The sequence below is a fragment of the Methanothermobacter sp. KEPCO 2 genome (assembly GCF_041228365.1).
GTDB classification, from domain to species: Archaea; Methanobacteriota; Methanobacteria; order Methanobacteriales; family Methanothermobacteraceae; genus Methanothermobacter; species Methanothermobacter marburgensis.
In genome coordinates this window covers 84,640-101,394 of the sequence record NZ_CP166185.1, presented here as the reverse complement: position 1 = coordinate 101,394, position 16,755 = coordinate 84,640, and the positions used below count along the sequence as shown (strand labels likewise).

Genomic DNA, 16,755 nt, shown 5'->3' with positions numbered 1-16,755 from the left:
GGGGGCTGGATATGGAAGTTTACGAGCTCCTCTCCAGAAACATTGGAGTCGTCTTTGTGGAACCTGAAACCCCTGGGAATGTGGGTTTCCTTGCGAGGGCCATGAAAAACTTCGGCCTTCAAAATCTCATCCTCATAAACCCCTGCAGCCTTGAGGATGAGGCCTATTACCAGGCAATGCATGCCAGGGACCTTGTTGAGGATGCCATCATCTACCAGACCCTTGACGAGATGATGGAAAACCTTGAACCTGACTTTCTTGTTGGGACAACCGGTGTGCCTGGAGGGAGCTACAACGTTGACAGAATACCCCTGAGACCATCCCAGCTCGCATCAGCCATCAACCCCATCTCAAGGACCTTCATCCTCTTTGGGCGTGAGGGTGACGGGCTCTCAAACAGGGAGCTCAGCCTATGCGACATGGTGGTGAGTATCCCCACAGATAGGGAATACCCCATAATGAATATAACCCACGCTGCCGCAATAATATTTTATGAGATATTCAAAAAAAGAGATTTTGACTGCGAAGGACTTGAGGAGGCCTCAGGAGTTGAAAAAAAACTTCTCGTGGATGAGATGGATGAGATACTGTCGATGATTGACCTTCCCCCACACAAGGAGAGGGTTGCCTCGAGGGTGTTCAGGAATATGACCGGGAGGGCCTTCATAACAGCAAGGGAGGCCCATACACTTAAGGGTGTCCTCCGGAGAATAAAAAACAGGATAAAAGAATAAGGTTCAGGAGGTCTTGGTCTGTTTTTCGGTTTACTGGATATGGTGGGTATCATTATCTTCATCGTGCTCATCATTTTCCTGCCTGTTATAATCAGGATGAGGATGTTCTCTGCGGTTGATGGTGCCATCAGGGAACTGGATGATATGGAGAAGAAAGCCAGAAAGATAATAATTGACCTCAGCGGCATCACAGATGAGGGGCTCCTGGAGGACTACCTGGAGTTCTTCATAGTACCCCCCTCAGATATTGATCCATCAGGACTTGCAGATAAATTCAGGAGGCTCCTGGAGATGGGAGACCTCCGTATCAGGGAGATGGTTGAAGAACTTTCCCCGGATGCGGACAGTGAAAAAAAGGCTAACATAATAATGTGCATAAAGGTGACGGCAGGTATCAGAGGTATCCTCAAATTTCTGAGGCATAACCTTGAACTGTCGAGGAAGACAGGAAACCTTCAGATCCTGGTTGCCCTTCAGATGAACCTTGAGCTGATCATGAGGACCGCCAGGGCATACCTGGATGGCTGCAGTGCAATCTCATCATCCCTACCCCTGGGTGACGGTGCCGGCCCCCTCACAGCAGGGATGTTAATAGATGAAGAGGACAGTAAAAAACACCTCCATGAAATGGTCTATGTAAGGAAAAGATTCATGGATAAGGATATTGGTATTCTGAAGCCACATGGCCCTGGTTCAAGGCTTGGAATGGTGGTGAAGGCCCTTGAGGAGATCCTCAGTGAGGATGAGTTCGACGAGGTTATAATGGTGGATGCTGCCGCTAAAATGGAGGGTGAAAAAACAGGTACAGTGGCTGAGGGGGTCGGGGTGGCCATAGGTGGCCCTGGGGTTGAAAAGTGGTTCATGGAGAACATGATACTTGAACACAGAACCCACGCCATCATAATAAAGATGTCCCCTGAGGAGGCGATGTCCCATATGACGAGGGAAATACTTGACGCCTGCAGCGTCGCCCGCTCAAGGATAGAGGATATAATATCCAGGTCAGATGCAGATTCAATTCTCATAATAGGTGTGGGTAACAGCAGCGGCATCCCTGACGCCGTTGAAAAGCCAGGGGAGATCCAGGTGAAGGAACAAGAATGATCCTGAGAATAAAGAGGAGATGCTTTGGCGAGAGCAAGGTGAAAGAAAAATACCCCAAAATAAAGAGGAGATGTTCTAATGGCAATACTCAGCGACCGTGACATAAAGAGGTACCTTGAGGAGGGACTGATAACCATAGACCCCCTTGATGACCCTGAAAGGCAGATACAGCCATCATCAGTTGACCTTAGAATAGGCGATGAATTCAGGGGATTCAGGGTTATAAGAAAACCCTGCATAGACCCCAAGGACCCCGCGGATATAGAGTCCTACATGGAGACCTTTCATGTCAAGGAGGGTCCATTCATAATACATCCAGGTGAATTTGCCCTTGCAACAACCTATGAATACATAGGGCTCCCAGATAACCTTGTTGCAAGGGTTGAGGGCCGTTCATCCATCGGGAGGCTCGGCATAACCATGCATGTAACTGCAGGATACGTGGACCCTGGCTTCCATGGGAGGATAACCCTTGAGATATCCAACATAGGTAAGATGCCGGTGGCCCTCTATCCGGGCCAGAGGGTCTGCCAGATAGTCTTCGAGACAATGACAAGTCCTGCGGAGAAACCGTATGGTCACCCATCACGTGACAGCAAATACATCGGCCAGACAAGGCCCCAGACAAGCAGGATAAAGGATGATTATGAAATAAGAACCTCAAGGATCTGATGAAAAGGAGTGATCATGTTGAATCATGAAAAGACAATGACCATTGCAAGGAAGAGAGGTTTCCTGTGGTCTTCATTTGAGATCTACTCAGGTGTGGCAGGTTTCGTGGATTACGGACCACTTGGAGCAACACTCAAGAACAAGGTAATGAACAGGTGGCGTGAATTCTATGTGGTCAGGGAGGGCTTCTATGAAATAGAGTCCCCCACCATAATGCCAGAGGAGGCCCTCAAGGCATCAGGACACGTTGACCACTTCAACGACCCAATGACCCAGTGCAAGGAGTGCATGGATGTCTACAGGGCCGACCACATAATTGAGGATGCAACAGGAAGGGATGTTGAGGGCCTCGAGAACCAGGAGCTTACAGAGATCATATCAGATGAGGCTATAAGGTGCCCGAGGTGTGGTGGACACCTGACCCATGTATGGAGCTACAACCTCATGTTCCAGACCCTGATAGGGGCTAAAGGCAAAAAAACAGGGTACCTCAGACCTGAAACTGCCCAGGGGATATTCATACCCTTCAAGAGGCTTCTGAGGTTCTTCAGAAACCGCCTGCCATTCGGCGTTGTTCAGCTGGGCAAATCATACCGCAATGAGATATCACCCAGGCAGGGTGTTATAAGGCTCCGTGAGTTCACACAGGCAGAGGCAGAGATATTCGTCAACCCTGAAGACAAGTCACACCCGGATTTTGATACTGTTAAAGGGGATAAACTCAGATTATATTCTGCAGATGACCAGCTTGATGGTTCAGAGCCCTCTGAGATGACCGCGGCTGAAGCGGTTGAAAAGGGGGTTGTATCAAGTGAAATACTGACATACCACCTCTGCCTTGCAAAGAGGTTCCTCACAGATATAGGCATACCCGAGGATGCCCTGAGGTTCAGGCAGCACCTTCCCTCTGAAATGGCCCACTATGCAATTGACTGCTGGGACGTTGAGGCATTCACAGATTCCTATGGCTGGATAGAGATTATAGGGATAGCCGACAGGACAGATTATGATCTAAAATCCCACAGCCAGTACAGCGGCGAGGACCTGAGGGTTTTCATAGAATACGAGAAACCAAGGAAGATCAAAAGGCGCGCTGTTAAACCTGACATGGGCAGACTCGGGCCAAGGTTCCGCAAGGACGCTGCGAGGATAGCCCAGGTCCTCAGTGAAACTGAAGCTGATGAAGTGGAAAAAGCACTCAGGGACGAGGGCAAATTCATCCTTGACGGTGAATTCGAAATACTGCCAGATGATGTCACCTTTGAGGATGTGGAGGAGGTTGTGACGGGTGAAAAGGTCTATCCACATGTCATAGAGCCGTCATTCGGTATAGACAGAATAATCTACACCCTTCTCCTCCATTCCCTTGTGGATGAGGATGATAGGACCTACTTCCGACTCCCACCCCATGTTGCGCCGGTGGAGGTCAACGTCTTCCCCCTCGTAAACAAGAAAGAAATGGTTGAGGTTGCCCTTGACATAAAAAGAAAGCTCAGAAAATCAGGGTTCATAGCTGAATTTGACTCCTCAGGGACCATAGGGAGAAGATATGCCCGTTCAGATGAGATAGGGGTTCCATTTGCGGTTACGGTGGACCATGAAACCCTTGAGGATGGAACAGTGACCCTCAGGAGCAGGGATGACTGCAGCCAGATAAGGTTGAATATTGAGGAACTGGATTCAAGGTTAGAGGAATTTATAAAATCCTGAAACTACTCCTCAAGAGGAAGAGGGGTCTCCCTGACGCTGCCCAGAGATTCGCTGTCCAGCACCGATGAGAGGCTCCAGTGGTAATCAAATAGCCTGTTCCCCCACTGGAGAATCTCCTCCCCATGACCCATCAGGATTTCCGTTTTTGATGAATCAAACCCATCCCTTTTAAAGAGGCTCATTGAGAAAAATGTGTCAGATATCAGGTATGAGATCTCCTGGTTCTCAGGGAGAACCCCAATTTTCAGTAAATCTGAATCCATGAGTTCATGGAGGTTCATTAAACCAGACTCCCCAAGAAAAACGTGATATGTATCAGGTGTCAGTATGAGCTCCACCCTTCCGCCAGTTTCAACGAACCCTGCTATTGATTCTGTGTGCCTGGGAAGGCAGCATGAAAGCATTGCCCTGAGGTGTGTGGCGTTATCCAGCATCTCAAGGTAGGTTGTGTATGGTCTCTGGAGGTCATCTGATGTTGCCTCAACAATGTAGGCGTCCCTGAAGACGTTTATATCCATGAGGAACTGCGCGGGAATTGATCCAATTGAATGTCTGTTCCAGAATTCCCTGTGAAGCCTCACAGCATCCATTGAGTTCATAAATTTTGATAGGGTGATTCCCATAAGCCTTCCCTTTGACGTTAATCTGCATGTGTCTGAGGACCTCTCCACCAGCCTCCTTTCCTCCAGCTCCATGAGTGCATGTGTGGTGGCTGAATTTGAGGTCCTTATGATGTCCCTGATCTCAGAAACCCTTTTTTCTCCGCCCATAAGATTGAGTATTACTCCTGATCGCACCCGGGACCCCGCTATAAATCTGATCTCAGCAAGCAAATCATGAATGTCATCTGAAAACCCTGAAAGTGGGTTAAAATCACTGTTAAGTTCCATTCTCTGCCCCCTACATTGATAACATTATTCCAGTCAGGTTTCTGATGCCAAGCTTTTCAGATCTCCCCCTGTAATGTTCATAGAGGCGGAAGCCCCACTCAATGGCTCTCCTGTCAGTACTCATGATATCCCGGTTCTGGTCATAAAATCCTCTGCTATCAAAAAGACCCAGTGAGAGGAACCTGTCGGTCACCGTGAACGCAACCTTCAATTGACCTGGGAATCGGAGAACCTTAAGGTTTCTGTTCTTAATTGCTGTCTTGAGGAGCCCGAAACTTGCATTTAAAACCATCTCCCGTATCACCCCATCTGTGAGGACAAGTTCAACATGAACCCCTCTTTCCAGGAGCCCCTCATAGATATCAACAAGGTCCCTGTGAGAGATGGGGGATACACCATAAACCTCCTCAGAATCCAATATAAGTTTTCTGTAGGTGTTGTGGGGCCTGTATATATCCTCAGGTGCTGACTTGATGAGTTCAGAATTTATGATCCAGTCAATATCCTCAATGAGGTACTCAGGAATCCCGCTGATATCATGATTCAGCCACATTTCATCAAATCCATTTATAACCCTCACAGAGTTCATTAATTTCAGTGCTGAGAGGGTTTTGAGGGTTGCCTCTGATGTGAGGCTGTAAGAGTCCCCCCTCCTGGTGATGGACCCCTCCTCAAGAAGTAATCTTATGTTACTGTAAAGTGCTGGAAGGCTCACCTTAACCTCCCCTTTAATCTCATCAAATGTTTTCGGTGACCTGAGAAGCGAAACCATTATCCTGAACCTTATGCTGGATTTGAGGATGAACTGAAGATCCTCATAGAGATATTCGTATACGTCAGTGAGCCTCTCTTCGTACATCAAACAGCCTCCTTATGTTTTTATATTCATCAGATTTTAAATATTTTATTGAGCAATTTACAGTTGTAGTGGTTTAAAGGAGGATTTGAACTGATAGATAGCCATATACATGCGGACACGAGACCCTTTGAAGATTTTGAACTTATGGCTGTGAGTGGTATAGAGGGGGCCATTACCTGTGCCCATGACCCGATGGAGATGACATCATCGGATGTTGTCATGGCGCATTTCAGGAGGCTGCTAACAGTGGACCCTGAGAGGGCCGCCCGCAACGGGTTAAAACTCTATACAGCACTGGGAATACACCCACGGGCAATACCCCGCGACCCTGAAAGGGTGATTGAAAAACTCCCAGATCTCCTCAAAAATCCGTCTGTGGTTGCTGTTGGTGAAGTGGGTCTTGACTCCGGTTCAGAAATTGAAAAGGATGTCTTTAAATCCCAGCTGAAAGTGGCTGAGGAACTTGGTTACCCTGTGATTGTCCACACTCCAAGGAGAGGAAAGGCCGATGTTACCCCCCAGATAATGGATGTAATCGATGGTACAATCGATGAGTCCATGGTGGTGGTGGAACATGTTAACATGGAGGTTCTCCCGGAGCTTGTGGAAACCGAGTGCATGCTGGGACTGACTGTGCAGCCTGAAAAGCTCACGCCAGAGGAAGCCGTTGAAATTCTGCGTGAATATGGAACAGAAAGGTTTGTACTTAACAGTGACATGAGCTCAGCGCCATCTGATCCCCTTTCAGTTCCAAGAACGGTTCAGAGAATGAAGATGGAGGGTTTCAGCCGCAGTGACATAAGGCGGGTTTCTGATGGAAACATAAGGGATCTCCTTAAAATCAGCCCAATCTAAAATGCGCCAATCCTTGAAATCACCCTGCATGCCACCCTGTGACCGTTTCTCAGGCACTCAGCTGGCTCTGAACCTCTGAGCCACATTGACATGAAACCCGCTGCAAAGGCGTCCCCTGCCCCGGTGGTATCCACCGCATCTTCAGCCTCAATTTCCAGGACCTCTGAGTGGTCCTCTGAAAAGAAGGATGCACCCTCAGATCCATGAGTTACAACAACGTTCCCAACCCCAGCCCCGAGAAGTCTTTCAATCCCTGACCTCCTGGAGCCAGTTAGCATCTCAAGCTCACCATCATTCAGGAATATTATGGTGGTTCTCTCAAGAACACCTGAAAGCCTTTCAATGCCATACGATGCCAGGAGTGTGCCTGGGCTGAAGGATACGTTCCTGATACCTGAAACCGCGCTGGCAACCTCAATGTAGCAGCCGCTGAGATGAACTGCATCTGCGGCCATTATATATTCTGATTCTGCCTCACCAATCTTTAGACTGGCGTTTGCACCCATGTAGGAATAAATGGACCTCCTTCCAGTATCATCCACTGATATGAAGGCCATACCAGTTTTTTCAGCCTGCCTTGATATGCAGGATGTATCAACGCCCCCGGATTCCAGAAGGGATGTTATCATGTCCCCGTAAACATCCCTGCCCACTGAAGACACAACTCCGGCCTTAAATCCAAGGTGGGAGATCCAGACGGCAAAGTTGAACGCAGAACCCCCTGGAACGACATTTAAATCTTCTATGTTCATCTCAGAGTCCGGTTCAACGAATCTGGGCACCCGAAAAATAAAATCCATGTTGCAGGTTCCAACACTGACAACACTCATCAAAATAAATCACCGGGGTGATCACCTTCGCCCCATCAAACCGCTTATGAGTTTGGCGATAACACCCTGCTTGTCTGGTTCTATTGGCTGGTATTCCTCACCGATGAGGTCCGCTGCAAGTTTCATCAGGGAATTGCTTGCAGGTGACTTTGGATTCTTAATGACTATGGGCTCACCAAAGGCTGCTGCCCTGCTCACCTCGGGATCATCAGGTATCACCGCAATAACAGGAACCTCAAGTATTGTCTCAACCTCCTCAACACTCAGGAAGGTTTTATCGTACTGCTCACGGTTTATGACAACACCTATTATGTTGATGCCAAGTTTACTTGCTACGATCTTTGTTTTGAGGGCGTCACTTATTGATGGCACTTCGGGTGTTGTGACAAGAAGAAGTTCATCTGCAGCTGCAAGTGCGGCAACAGCGTCCTTCTCAAGGCCTGCAGGAGCATCTATAAGGAGTATATCAGTATCCTCTATGAGGTATGCAAGGGCATCCTCAAGGCGGTCAAGTTTAACGTTTCTGAGCCCCTCAAGTGATATGCCAGCAGGTACCACCCTCACGCCATTGGGACCCTCATAAACCGCGTCCTCAATTGAAGCGTTACCTGCGAGAACATCATGAAGTGTGACGGATTTTCCCTCCATCCCCAGGATGAGTTCAAGGTTTGCCATTGCTATATCAGCGTCAAGCACAACAACCCTTTCACCATAGGTTGAGAGGGCAACACCCAGGTTAGCAGTGATGGTTGTCTTCCCCACACCTCCCTTACCTGATGCGACTGTAATCACTCTTGTCATTCCAATACCTCCACATAGATAATAACAGTTATCCTAATATAAATATTGATGTCCGGTACAGCAAAAGAATGTCACCGCACCTCAATACTCACCTCAAACTTATCCACTATCTCAGGAAAATCCCTGAAGGTTTTCCTGAGTTCCATCTCAACAATATCCATTATATGAAACTTGAGGTTTTCCTCCTCCTTTGAGTCCCCTATAATCCTTGAGAAGATACCCTTACCCTCATGTTCAACCATTATCTTGATCCTTCCACTGAGGTCGTATGTGTTGTCAAGGAAAACGATAACCTCGGCACCCTTTATACGGGGTATTCCAAGTATAGACATTTTTATTTTATTCATAAGGGTCAGTTCAACCCTTTCAGGATCGATATCTGTGATTGCGCCACCTTTATATGTTTCAAGGACCTTTTCGACCTCCTCTTCACCTATATCCCTGAGGCCATATTTTTTCATCAGCTCGTCTCTGCTGAGGGGTTTGGAGTCAGTCACATCCATGGATTCTGAAGCTTCATTCTCAAGTTCCTCTTCCTTTCTGGTGTCGGCATCAGTCGATTCATTAGCAGCGGGAATTTCAGGGGACTCTTCAGTCTCTGAAGTTTGGGGTTCCTGAGTAACTTCCCCTGTAACCTCGACTTGAGGCTTTGATTGGGTTTCAGTTGATTCTGCATCTTCACCTTCCAGAGCACCTGTGAATTCAGTATCTTCAATGTCAGGGGAAGCACCAACGGCTATTTCAGACGTTTCAGGCATCTTTTCATCTGTTATGGGCTGCCTGTAGCTTGCCTCCTTTGGATTGAAGTAGTCTTCCTCTTCCACCGCTTGAGGCTCGATTACCCTCTCATCTCTTTGCTCTATTGTATAAATTCTGTTTATATCCATGAGGTAATCCAGCTGTGATCTTTTAAGATCAAAGAGTTCTATGAGGGTATCTGTTTTATCTGCCACTTCCATTATCCTTTCAAGAGCTTCCTCCTTCATGTATCGGTCGTATGATGCTGCAACGTGTACCCCATCCCTGAATAGAATGTAGCCCTCATCGGATGCGTGGGTAATCCTTATGAATCCATTGTATTCATCTGATGCAAGTTTTTCAAGAAGTTCACTGAAATCTATCTCATCACCATAGGAAATCTTGGATGGCTTGGTTATAGGAAGCTCCATATGTCCACTACCCCTTTCTGATGAGTTTAATTTCCCGTGGAGTTATTATCACCACATTTTTCTCCTTATTGCAGAGGAGTATCGCCTCTGCACCATGATTCTCTCTGAGATCCTTTATGCGTTCCCCCACTGTCTTGAAATCCGATGGATTATCTCTCTGAATCTCGGTGAGATCAAGTATAACCGGATTCTTCTCATCGGTCACCTGGGAGAGGGCATCGTCCACATCCCCAATGGATTTTGCCTTCAGGAGAATGATCTCATAGAAGGAGTGCTCCGGCACTATTATGGTTTCTGTCTCCTCAGGTTCCTTAACTTCCTCATCAAGTCCCACACTTTTCTTCAGCATTTCGAGAATGTCCCTCAACTAAATCTCCCCTATGTGCTCCATGATCACATCCATTAATCTTGAAGCCCCCCCATTCTTAACATCAACAACAGGAAGCCCAAAGCGTGCTTCATACCTTTCTATTATTGATCTGTCATTCATGTTTCTTAAATTTAAGGAAATCCCTATAACCCTCGTTGGCTCGATTGCCTCTATGGCCCTTATCTCCTCCTTTATCCCCCTTGGTTTTCTGTAGGGGTGGTTTGGCCTGTGACAGAGCACCGTAACGTCGGGCATCGCTCCTATAAGTATTGATGCCGATAAACCCCTTGGGTGTGGGTTTTTCCTTTCAGTGAGGCTTGACTGGCCCTCTATGAATATTATATCCGGATCCTTCTCCTCCTCAAGGTACTTCACCGAACCCATAACCGCCGCTGCAACATCCATAACAGAGAGGCTACCTGCCCGGAAATTTATATCAACCGGCTGTTCAAGACCCATCTCATCGGTTGAGATAACTCCCGCCTCAAGGCCCCTTTCCTTTGCCTCCTTTCCCAGGAGCCTTGTGGTTGTACGTTTGCCGCACTCCTGTGAGGTGCCCCCAACAAATACCACAGGTGCCCTGTGCCTGTATTTTATCTTGGGGAGTACCTCTGTGCAGCGTGGGGGTGCAACCCCGAATATTTTCCTTACGTTGTCAAGGCGGGGGCTTATCTCCTTGATTGTTACATTCATCTGCTCTGCAAATTTTATGAGGGAAGTGTTATCTGCCAGTGGGAGTGATCTGAATGAGGTCACAACATTTTTACCCTCATTTATCGCCTGGACAGCATACTTGAGGGCGGTGCCCTCTGCACCTATGGGGAGCATTATTGCAACACTTCTTGCATCGGTCTCATGTATAAGCTTAAGGAGGCTTGATGATACCTTAAATCCACAGAAGTCCTTTCCATGCTTTCTGGGGTCATCGTCAACAAATCCTACAGGTTCGACTCCCTCAAAATTTGCAAATTTTTCTCCTCCACCACCACATCCAATGATTATAAACGGATTCAGCTCCCTCAGTTCCTCGACAGAAGATAATATGTGCAAATAATCACTCCTTTAATACTTGCTGGAATCAAATAGAAACTGTTAATTAGTTAGTCATACTCATTTAATTAATAAATGCTTAAAGCATATATATTTTGGGTAGAATACTCTGTTTATGGAGGCATAGTATGATAGCAAGAATACTTAAAGATTTAGGTAGGATCAATGGGGTAAATGGTTCCCTTGTTGTGGGTAAGGATGGTCTTGTAATCGAAAGTGAGGTTCCATCCGACATAGACGGGGAACTGGTCGCTGCAATGGCTTCAGCAGTTTTCGGTACTGCAGAAAGGTCCGCCGAGGAAATAAAGCATGAGCCCCTTGAACAGGTTATGATTGAGGGTACCAGGGGTAAGACCCTCATGATAGACGCCGGGGAGGGAATACTTGTACTGATAACCGATGTTGATATAAATCTTGGTCTTATTCGTATCGAGATGAGGAGAAGTGCCGAACGCGTTAAGGATCTCCTTACATAACCTCTATTTTAATTATGGGGCGTGAAAATTGAGAAAACCCTATGTGATACTTATAGGAAGTGCTTCAGGGATTGGAAAGTCCACCGTTGCATCGGAACTTGCCAGGGAGTTAAACATAAAGCACCTTATAGAAACAGATTTCATAAGGGAGATCGTAAGGGGCATAATCGGGCCAGATTATGCTCCCGCGCTCCATAAGTCCTCATTTGATGCCTACACCACACTGAGAGATAAAGAGCGCTTCCGTAACAACAACATTGAATCACTTATATGTGCGGGTTTTGAGGAGCACGCCTCATTCGTTATTCCTGCAGTTGAGAAGGTTATTGAAAGGGCTGTTGCTGACTCTGATGATGTGACCATAGAGGGCGTCCACCTCCTTCCTGGCCTCCTGGACATTGAGAAATTTGAGGAAAATGCATCAATTCATTTTTTTGTCCTGTCTGCCGAGGAGAATGTCCATAAGGAGCGTTTCGTTAAGAGGGCCATGGAGGTAAAGAGGGGTGGAAAACACCTTGAATACTTCCGTGAGAACCGTGTCATACATGACTACCTTGTAAGAAAGGCAAGGGAGCATGACGTGCCGGTGATCAACAACGACGACATAAGGTGCACCATCAAAAGGATGCTGTCATTCATAAGGGAAAACTGCGCCGAGGTAACGCTTCAGCACCCTGTTGAACGCCTCGGTGAGGTTATAGACATCATCATTAAGAGACATGGCGGAAGAATCGTTGACGTATCCTATCCAATACCTGGATTTTCACAGCCACTCAAACGTGAGGTCAACGTATACGATCCAGTTGAGGCTGAAAGGTTTCTCAAGCGGTTAAATGAAAGTCCAAAACGAAAAAGAGATCTTGAAAGGCTTTACACGCTTTCAGATAATATCCACAGCCACAGGATATGTGCACCGGATCCCGAAAGTCTTCAGGCAATACTGGATGAACTTGAGGAAAAGGGACTTATCTACCGGGAAGAGAACTGAACATCAGGACTTATCTACCAGGAAGAGAACTGAATATCACAGTGTAAATTTGATGATCCATTCACTTAATTTGCGTTCTGTAATCAGGAGTACAGGGGTGACAGATTGAACCAGCAGAATATGAAGATCGACTGCCCAGTCTGCAGTGGAGAGAAGTGTATGACCGCCATCAGTAGGGTTGAGAAGATCCCCTACTTCGGTGAGATAATGGAATCCGTACTCATCTGCAGCAGGTGTGGCTACAGAAGCACAGATATAATCTGCCTTGAGCAGAAGGAACCATCAAGGTACACAATCGAGGTGGGTGACAAAACACTCAACGCAAGGGTCGTTAAGTCCCAGTCAGCAACCATAAGGATACCTGAACTCGGACTCAAAGTTGAACCTGGCCCCAGGTCAACAGGTTACATCTCCAACATTGAGGGTGTTGTTGAGAGATTTGAAACCGCCGTTAAAACAGCCATCAACCTCTTTGAGGAGGATGAATCAAAGGAAAAGGTCTCAGAGATCCTTGAAATGCTCCGTGAAGTTCGCGGGGGAAAAAGGAATGTCACAGTTATAATTGAGGATCCATTCGGGCAGAGTTTTGTTGGCCACCCCAGTGCTGTGAGGGAAAAGCTCTCAGATGAAGAAATAAAGTCCCTCAAGACGGGATTTTTGGTTTTTGAGTCAGATAAGATTGATGAGGAGGATTAGTCCTCATCAACATCCCTTAGTTTGAGTGTGCGTTTTATATCCATACCCATTGCATCACAGTCGGCCTTTATTGCCTCAAGGTGTGCCAGGAGGCGTTCCTTTTCCTGATTTATCCTTTCAATGTTCTTGTAGGGATATATGCACTCCTTGAGCATCTCGTATTCCACTGTGGCATAGGGGTACTGGTTAAGCTGCTGGCATACCTTCTCAAGGATTTCTCCGAGGAACTTATTCATCTCAACCTTGACCCTTTCACGTATCATCTTGTCACTGTCAAGGTGCTGTTTCATGAGCCTGACAACCTCTGCCTTGGCAAAGGGTAATTCCTCGGTTTCCTCTTCAGCTTCCATATCAGCATTGTTATTCTGAATCTCTTCATTCTCCATAGGTTTCTACCTCCATGTGACTATATCAGGCTCAAGGTATATAAATGTATTCCATATAATCAAAGAAACACCGAATATAACAATAGAAAATATAGGCCCTCTTTAATTAAATTAAGTGTTCTGATTACCAGAATTAAAGGTCATTTCAGTTCCCTTATCTCAAGGCTGAGGTCAACTGGATGGGCGGATGTGGTTATAAACCCCATTGATATCACATCAACTCCAGTGGAAGCATATTTATCTACATTTTCAGGTTTTATACCCCCTGATGCCTCAACAATCACCCTGTCCCGGAGTCCGGCACTTTCAAGTTCTTCCAGTGCTTTCCTGACGTCCACGGGGTTCATATTATCAAGCAGGATGATGTCGGCCCCTGCATCTGCTGCAAGTACAGCGTCACCTGGCCTTTCAACCTCAACCTCAACCTTCTTTGTGAAACTCACATGTTCCTTAACCCGCCTCACCGCGTCCCCCACACTTCCAGCGATTGCTATGTGGTTGTCCTTGATCATTGCACAGTCATCAAGCCTGAAGCGATGGGTGTCCCCACCACCAATTTTAACTGCCTGCTTTTCAAACCACTGCAGTCCAGGAGTTGTCTTCCTGGTGGCGGCTATCCTCACATCAGGGTTCACTGCCCTCACCCGCTCCAGCATGCTTCGTGTGAGGGTGGCTATGCCGCTCATTCTCATCATGAGGTTCAGCATTGTCCTCTCGATCTTTAGGATATCTGAAGCTTCCCCCTCAAGGATTATAACCCTTTCACCGGCTTTAACCGGATCACCATCCATTTTCAGACTTTCTATTTCGATTCCGAATTCTGCGGCTATGAGCCATGCCACATCCACACCTGCAATTATGCCATCCTCTCCGGCTATGACATCCGCCAATGCCACTGTGCCCCTTTCAACAATTGCCTCTGTTGTTATATCCTCAAATCCCACGTCTGCCCTGATCATTTCCCTGAGAATGTCAATCATGAAGATCCCCTAAATTAATATAAAGGGAAGAATTATAAATTTTATGTCCATGAAGCAGAATCTCCAGCAGATATCCTCCAAGAACCTGAAAGAGTGATATGATGGAAGTTACATTTCTGGGTACATCATCAGCTGTCCCCTCAAAGAACAGGAACCACACATCAATAGCACTTCGAATCCCCGGTGAGGTATTCCTGTTTGACTGTGGTGAGGGGACCCAGAGACAGATGGCCCTTGCAGGAATCAGCCCCATGAAGGTTACAAGGATTTTCATAACACATCTACACGGGGACCATATCCTTGGGATACCCGGAATGATACAGTCAATGGGCTTCAGGGGGCGCCAGGAGCCCCTTGAAATATATGGGCCCCCAGGAATCCATGAACTCCACGAATCCATCATGAAGCTGGGCTACTTCACGCTCGATTTTGATATCCATGTGCATGAGGTTAAGGGCGGCACCGTCCTTGAGGAGGAAGACTACCGTATTACCTCGGCACCTGCCTCCCATTCGGTATTCAACCTCGCCTACTGTTTTGAGGAGAAGAAGAGGCCGAGGTTCCTCAGGGAGAAGGCAATTGAACTTGGACTCAAACCGGGTCCTGCCTTTGGAAAGCTGCACAGGGGCATGCCTGTGAGGGCTGGTGACAGGATCATAAAACCAGAGGAGGTCCTTGGAAGCCCACGGCGGGGTGTGAAGATATGCTACTCAGGGGACACCCGCCCCTGTGAGTCCGTTATAGATCTTGCCCGTGAAGCGGACCTTCTGATACACGAGTCAACCTTTGAGGCTGGAAGTGAGGATAAGGCGGCTGAAAGTGGGCATTCCACTGCAAGGGAAGCCGCGGAGGTTGCTGCATCTGCCTGCGTCAGGAGACTGATACTCACACATCTTAGCACCAGATACAAGCGGACCGAGGTTATTCTGAACGCCGCAAGGGAGGTTTTCCCTGAAACCTATGTTGCAGATGACCTCATGACCGTGGAGGTGAAGGCTGATGATTCCGGTTCCAGCGCCTGAAACCATCCTCATCATAATAGTCACGGTGATGGTCGCTGTTCTACTTGTTAAGTGGGCCTCCTATTTCCTCAAGAGGTCCACCAGAAAATGGGACCTGGACCTTACACTCATACAGGTCCTCAATGACATAATAAAATACAGCATATACATCATAGCCCTTAGCATAGTTCTGAGGGAACTTGGAATAGACGTAACCGCCATAACCGTGAGTCTGGGTATAGCGGGTGTCTCGGTGGGTTTTGCATCCAGGGACATCATATCCAACTTCATCTCCGGGATGTTCATACTGGCTGATAAGAGTTTCAGGGTTGGTGACACCATTGAGGTTGCCGGGCAGAAGGGTAAGGTTAAAAGGGTTGGTTTCAGGACAACAACAATAAAAACCCCTGACGCCAAAATAGTAACGGTGCCCAACTCAACCTTCTCCAAAACAGCCTACGTCAATTACAGTGCAGAGGAAAGTAGGAGGGTTGAACTCAGGGTCAACCTTGACTACAATGTTGATATTGAAAAGTTTGAATCTGAAGTTAAGGATGTTCTCATGGGAGTTCCAGGTATACTGAAGGACCCTGAGCCCGGGCTCATTGTCCTTGAATTTACAGATACCGGGATAAAGGCAAAGGTGACAGCCTGGGTCCCTGATCCAAAAAAGGTAACGAAATACCGTTACGTGATTGCGTCTCATGTGAAAAAGGTCCTTGAAGGTTATTCTAAACAGGATCAAATGCAGGGTTTTGAATGAGAAGAAACAGCATCTACGCAGCAATCATATGCCTTTTCTTCGTATCGATTACCTCAGGCATTATTATAAAGGCCTTTGAGGATTACCAGGCCCTGGAAAGGTCACGGGTTCACCTTGAAAATTACAGAAATGCCCCCAGAGAACTTTTTGACCCTCTCCCTTCAGACCCCAACACAGTTGCAGGCTCAAGCGGACCGGTAATTGGAAAGCTCATAATACCCTCAATAGGCGTCAGGTGCTGGATAAGGGAGGACACCGTGAATGCCTATGAATCGGTCTACCACTACCCTGAAAGTGTTATGCCAGGGTCTGCAGGCGACTGTGGGATCCTGGGGCATAGAACCACCTATTCGGGACCATTCAGGAGGATAGGTGCCCTAAGGAGGGGGATAGGGTTATAATAGAGGACCATCTCTCCTCA

Annotated in this window: 20 protein-coding genes; 11 read left to right on the top strand and 9 right to left on the bottom strand. The window is 47.2% G+C overall.

Features of this window, described 5'->3' with window-relative positions; genetic code table 11:
* Positions 1–11 precede the first annotated feature (11 nt).
* The 4 genes from AB9H23_RS00570 to glyS all read left to right on the top strand — a co-directional run bounded on the left by AB9H23_RS00570 (position 12) and on the right by glyS (position 4,220).
* Positions 12–734, top strand: coding sequence for a TrmJ/YjtD family RNA methyltransferase (locus AB9H23_RS00570; RefSeq protein WP_321211629.1), 723 nt, complete (start codon positions 12–14; stop codon positions 732–734).
* 63 nt (positions 735–797) lie between these two features.
* Positions 798–1,838 (top strand): DUF1512 family protein, encoded by a 1,041-nt coding sequence (locus AB9H23_RS00565; protein WP_370004947.1) that lies wholly within the window; start codon positions 798–800, stop codon positions 1,836–1,838.
* Between the two features lie 78 nt (positions 1,839–1,916).
* Positions 1,917–2,510, top strand: coding sequence for a dCTP deaminase (gene dcd / locus AB9H23_RS00560; protein ID WP_321211627.1), 594 nt, complete (start codon positions 1,917–1,919; stop codon positions 2,508–2,510).
* An 18-nt stretch (positions 2,511–2,528) separates the two neighbouring features.
* Positions 2,529–4,220 (top strand): glycine--tRNA ligase, encoded by a 1,692-nt coding sequence (glyS, locus tag AB9H23_RS00555; protein WP_321212125.1) that lies wholly within the window; start codon positions 2,529–2,531, stop codon positions 4,218–4,220.
* Between the two features lie 2 nt (positions 4,221–4,222).
* Here the strand turns inward: glyS and AB9H23_RS00550 are convergent, their stop codons facing one another.
* Both AB9H23_RS00550 and AB9H23_RS00545 read right to left on the bottom strand, forming a co-directional pair.
* Positions 4,223–5,110, bottom strand: a complete 888-nt coding sequence (locus AB9H23_RS00550) for a helix-turn-helix transcriptional regulator (RefSeq protein WP_370004945.1) — start codon at positions 5,108–5,110, stop codon at positions 4,223–4,225.
* 10 nt (positions 5,111–5,120) lie between these two features.
* Positions 5,121–5,969: a winged helix-turn-helix domain-containing protein gene (locus AB9H23_RS00545; RefSeq protein WP_321212124.1), complete on the bottom strand. Its 849-nt coding sequence runs from the start codon at positions 5,967–5,969 to the stop codon at positions 5,121–5,123.
* Between the two features lie 144 nt (positions 5,970–6,113).
* On the opposite strand from AB9H23_RS00545, the gene AB9H23_RS00540 reads away from it, so the two are divergent.
* Complete coding sequence (locus AB9H23_RS00540) at positions 6,114–6,824, top strand: TatD family hydrolase (protein ID WP_370004944.1); 711 nt, start codon at positions 6,114–6,116, stop codon at positions 6,822–6,824.
* Here AB9H23_RS00540 and AB9H23_RS00535 read toward each other — a convergent pair.
* The 5 genes from AB9H23_RS00535 to AB9H23_RS00515 form a co-directional block, all read right to left on the bottom strand.
* Entirely contained in the window at positions 6,821–7,654 is an 834-nt protein-coding gene (locus tag AB9H23_RS00535) for a carbohydrate kinase family protein (RefSeq protein ID WP_370005877.1), read from the bottom strand. The two genes, AB9H23_RS00540 and AB9H23_RS00535, sit on opposite strands and share 4 nt — an antisense overlap.
* 21 nt (positions 7,655–7,675) lie before the next feature.
* The gene (locus AB9H23_RS00530; protein ID WP_048176372.1) at positions 7,676–8,455 is read right to left on the bottom strand and encodes a septum site-determining protein MinD; all 780 of its coding nucleotides are present in this window, start codon (positions 8,453–8,455) and stop codon (positions 7,676–7,678) included.
* Positions 8,456–8,526: 71 nt separating this feature from the next.
* Positions 8,527–9,624, bottom strand: a complete 1,098-nt coding sequence (locus AB9H23_RS00525) for a DUF2226 domain-containing protein (RefSeq protein WP_321211624.1) — start codon at positions 9,622–9,624, stop codon at positions 8,527–8,529.
* A gap of 7 nt (positions 9,625–9,631) precedes the next feature.
* On the bottom strand, positions 9,632–9,991 hold the full coding sequence (locus AB9H23_RS00520; protein WP_013295235.1) for a cell division protein SepF: 360 nt from the start codon (positions 9,989–9,991) through the stop codon (positions 9,632–9,634).
* Positions 9,992–11,044: a DUF1611 domain-containing protein gene (locus AB9H23_RS00515; protein ID WP_321211623.1), complete on the bottom strand. Its 1,053-nt coding sequence runs from the start codon at positions 11,042–11,044 to the stop codon at positions 9,992–9,994. It abuts the gene before it with no gap.
* 128 nt (positions 11,045–11,172) lie between these two features.
* Here AB9H23_RS00515 and AB9H23_RS00510 point away from each other — a divergent pair, with 128 nt between their 5' ends.
* The 3 genes from AB9H23_RS00510 (at position 11,173) to AB9H23_RS00500 (ending at position 13,204) form a co-directional block, all read left to right on the top strand.
* Entirely contained in the window at positions 11,173–11,520 is a 348-nt protein-coding gene (locus AB9H23_RS00510) for a roadblock/LC7 domain-containing protein (protein WP_010877438.1), read from the top strand.
* A 28-nt stretch (positions 11,521–11,548) separates the two neighbouring features.
* Positions 11,549–12,508, top strand: a complete 960-nt coding sequence (locus tag AB9H23_RS00505) for a 3H domain-containing protein (protein ID WP_370004943.1) — start codon at positions 11,549–11,551, stop codon at positions 12,506–12,508.
* 105 nt (positions 12,509–12,613) lie between these two features.
* Complete coding sequence (locus tag AB9H23_RS00500) at positions 12,614–13,204, top strand: ZPR1 zinc finger domain-containing protein (protein ID WP_370004942.1); 591 nt, start codon at positions 12,614–12,616, stop codon at positions 13,202–13,204.
* Here AB9H23_RS00500 and AB9H23_RS00495 read toward each other — a convergent pair.
* Together AB9H23_RS00495 and nadC are read right to left on the bottom strand one after the other, a co-directional pair.
* On the bottom strand, positions 13,201–13,590 hold the full coding sequence (locus AB9H23_RS00495) for a hypothetical protein (protein WP_013295231.1): 390 nt from the start codon (positions 13,588–13,590) through the stop codon (positions 13,201–13,203). The two genes, AB9H23_RS00500 and AB9H23_RS00495, sit on opposite strands and share 4 nt — an antisense overlap.
* A 140-nt stretch (positions 13,591–13,730) precedes the next feature.
* Positions 13,731–14,570 (bottom strand): carboxylating nicotinate-nucleotide diphosphorylase, encoded by an 840-nt coding sequence (gene nadC, locus AB9H23_RS00490; RefSeq protein WP_370004941.1) that lies wholly within the window; start codon positions 14,568–14,570, stop codon positions 13,731–13,733.
* A 101-nt stretch (positions 14,571–14,671) separates the two neighbouring features.
* Here nadC and rnz point away from each other — a divergent pair, with 101 nt between their 5' ends.
* From rnz to AB9H23_RS00475, 3 genes are read left to right on the top strand one after another with little or no spacing between them, the layout of a single operon-like run.
* Complete coding sequence (gene rnz / locus AB9H23_RS00485) at positions 14,672–15,592, top strand: ribonuclease Z (RefSeq protein WP_370004940.1); 921 nt, start codon at positions 14,672–14,674, stop codon at positions 15,590–15,592.
* Positions 15,570–16,334: a mechanosensitive ion channel family protein gene (locus tag AB9H23_RS00480; protein WP_321211618.1), complete on the top strand. Its 765-nt coding sequence runs from the start codon at positions 15,570–15,572 to the stop codon at positions 16,332–16,334. The genes rnz and AB9H23_RS00480 overlap by 23 nt, the downstream gene beginning before the upstream one ends.
* Positions 16,331–16,735 carry a sortase domain-bontaining protein gene (locus AB9H23_RS00475; protein ID WP_370004939.1) on the top strand — a complete coding sequence of 135 codons (405 nt, stop codon included), beginning with the start codon at positions 16,331–16,333 and terminating at the stop codon, positions 16,733–16,735. Before AB9H23_RS00480 ends, AB9H23_RS00475 begins: the two co-directional genes overlap by 4 nt.
* The last annotated feature ends 20 nt before the right edge of the window (positions 16,736–16,755 follow it).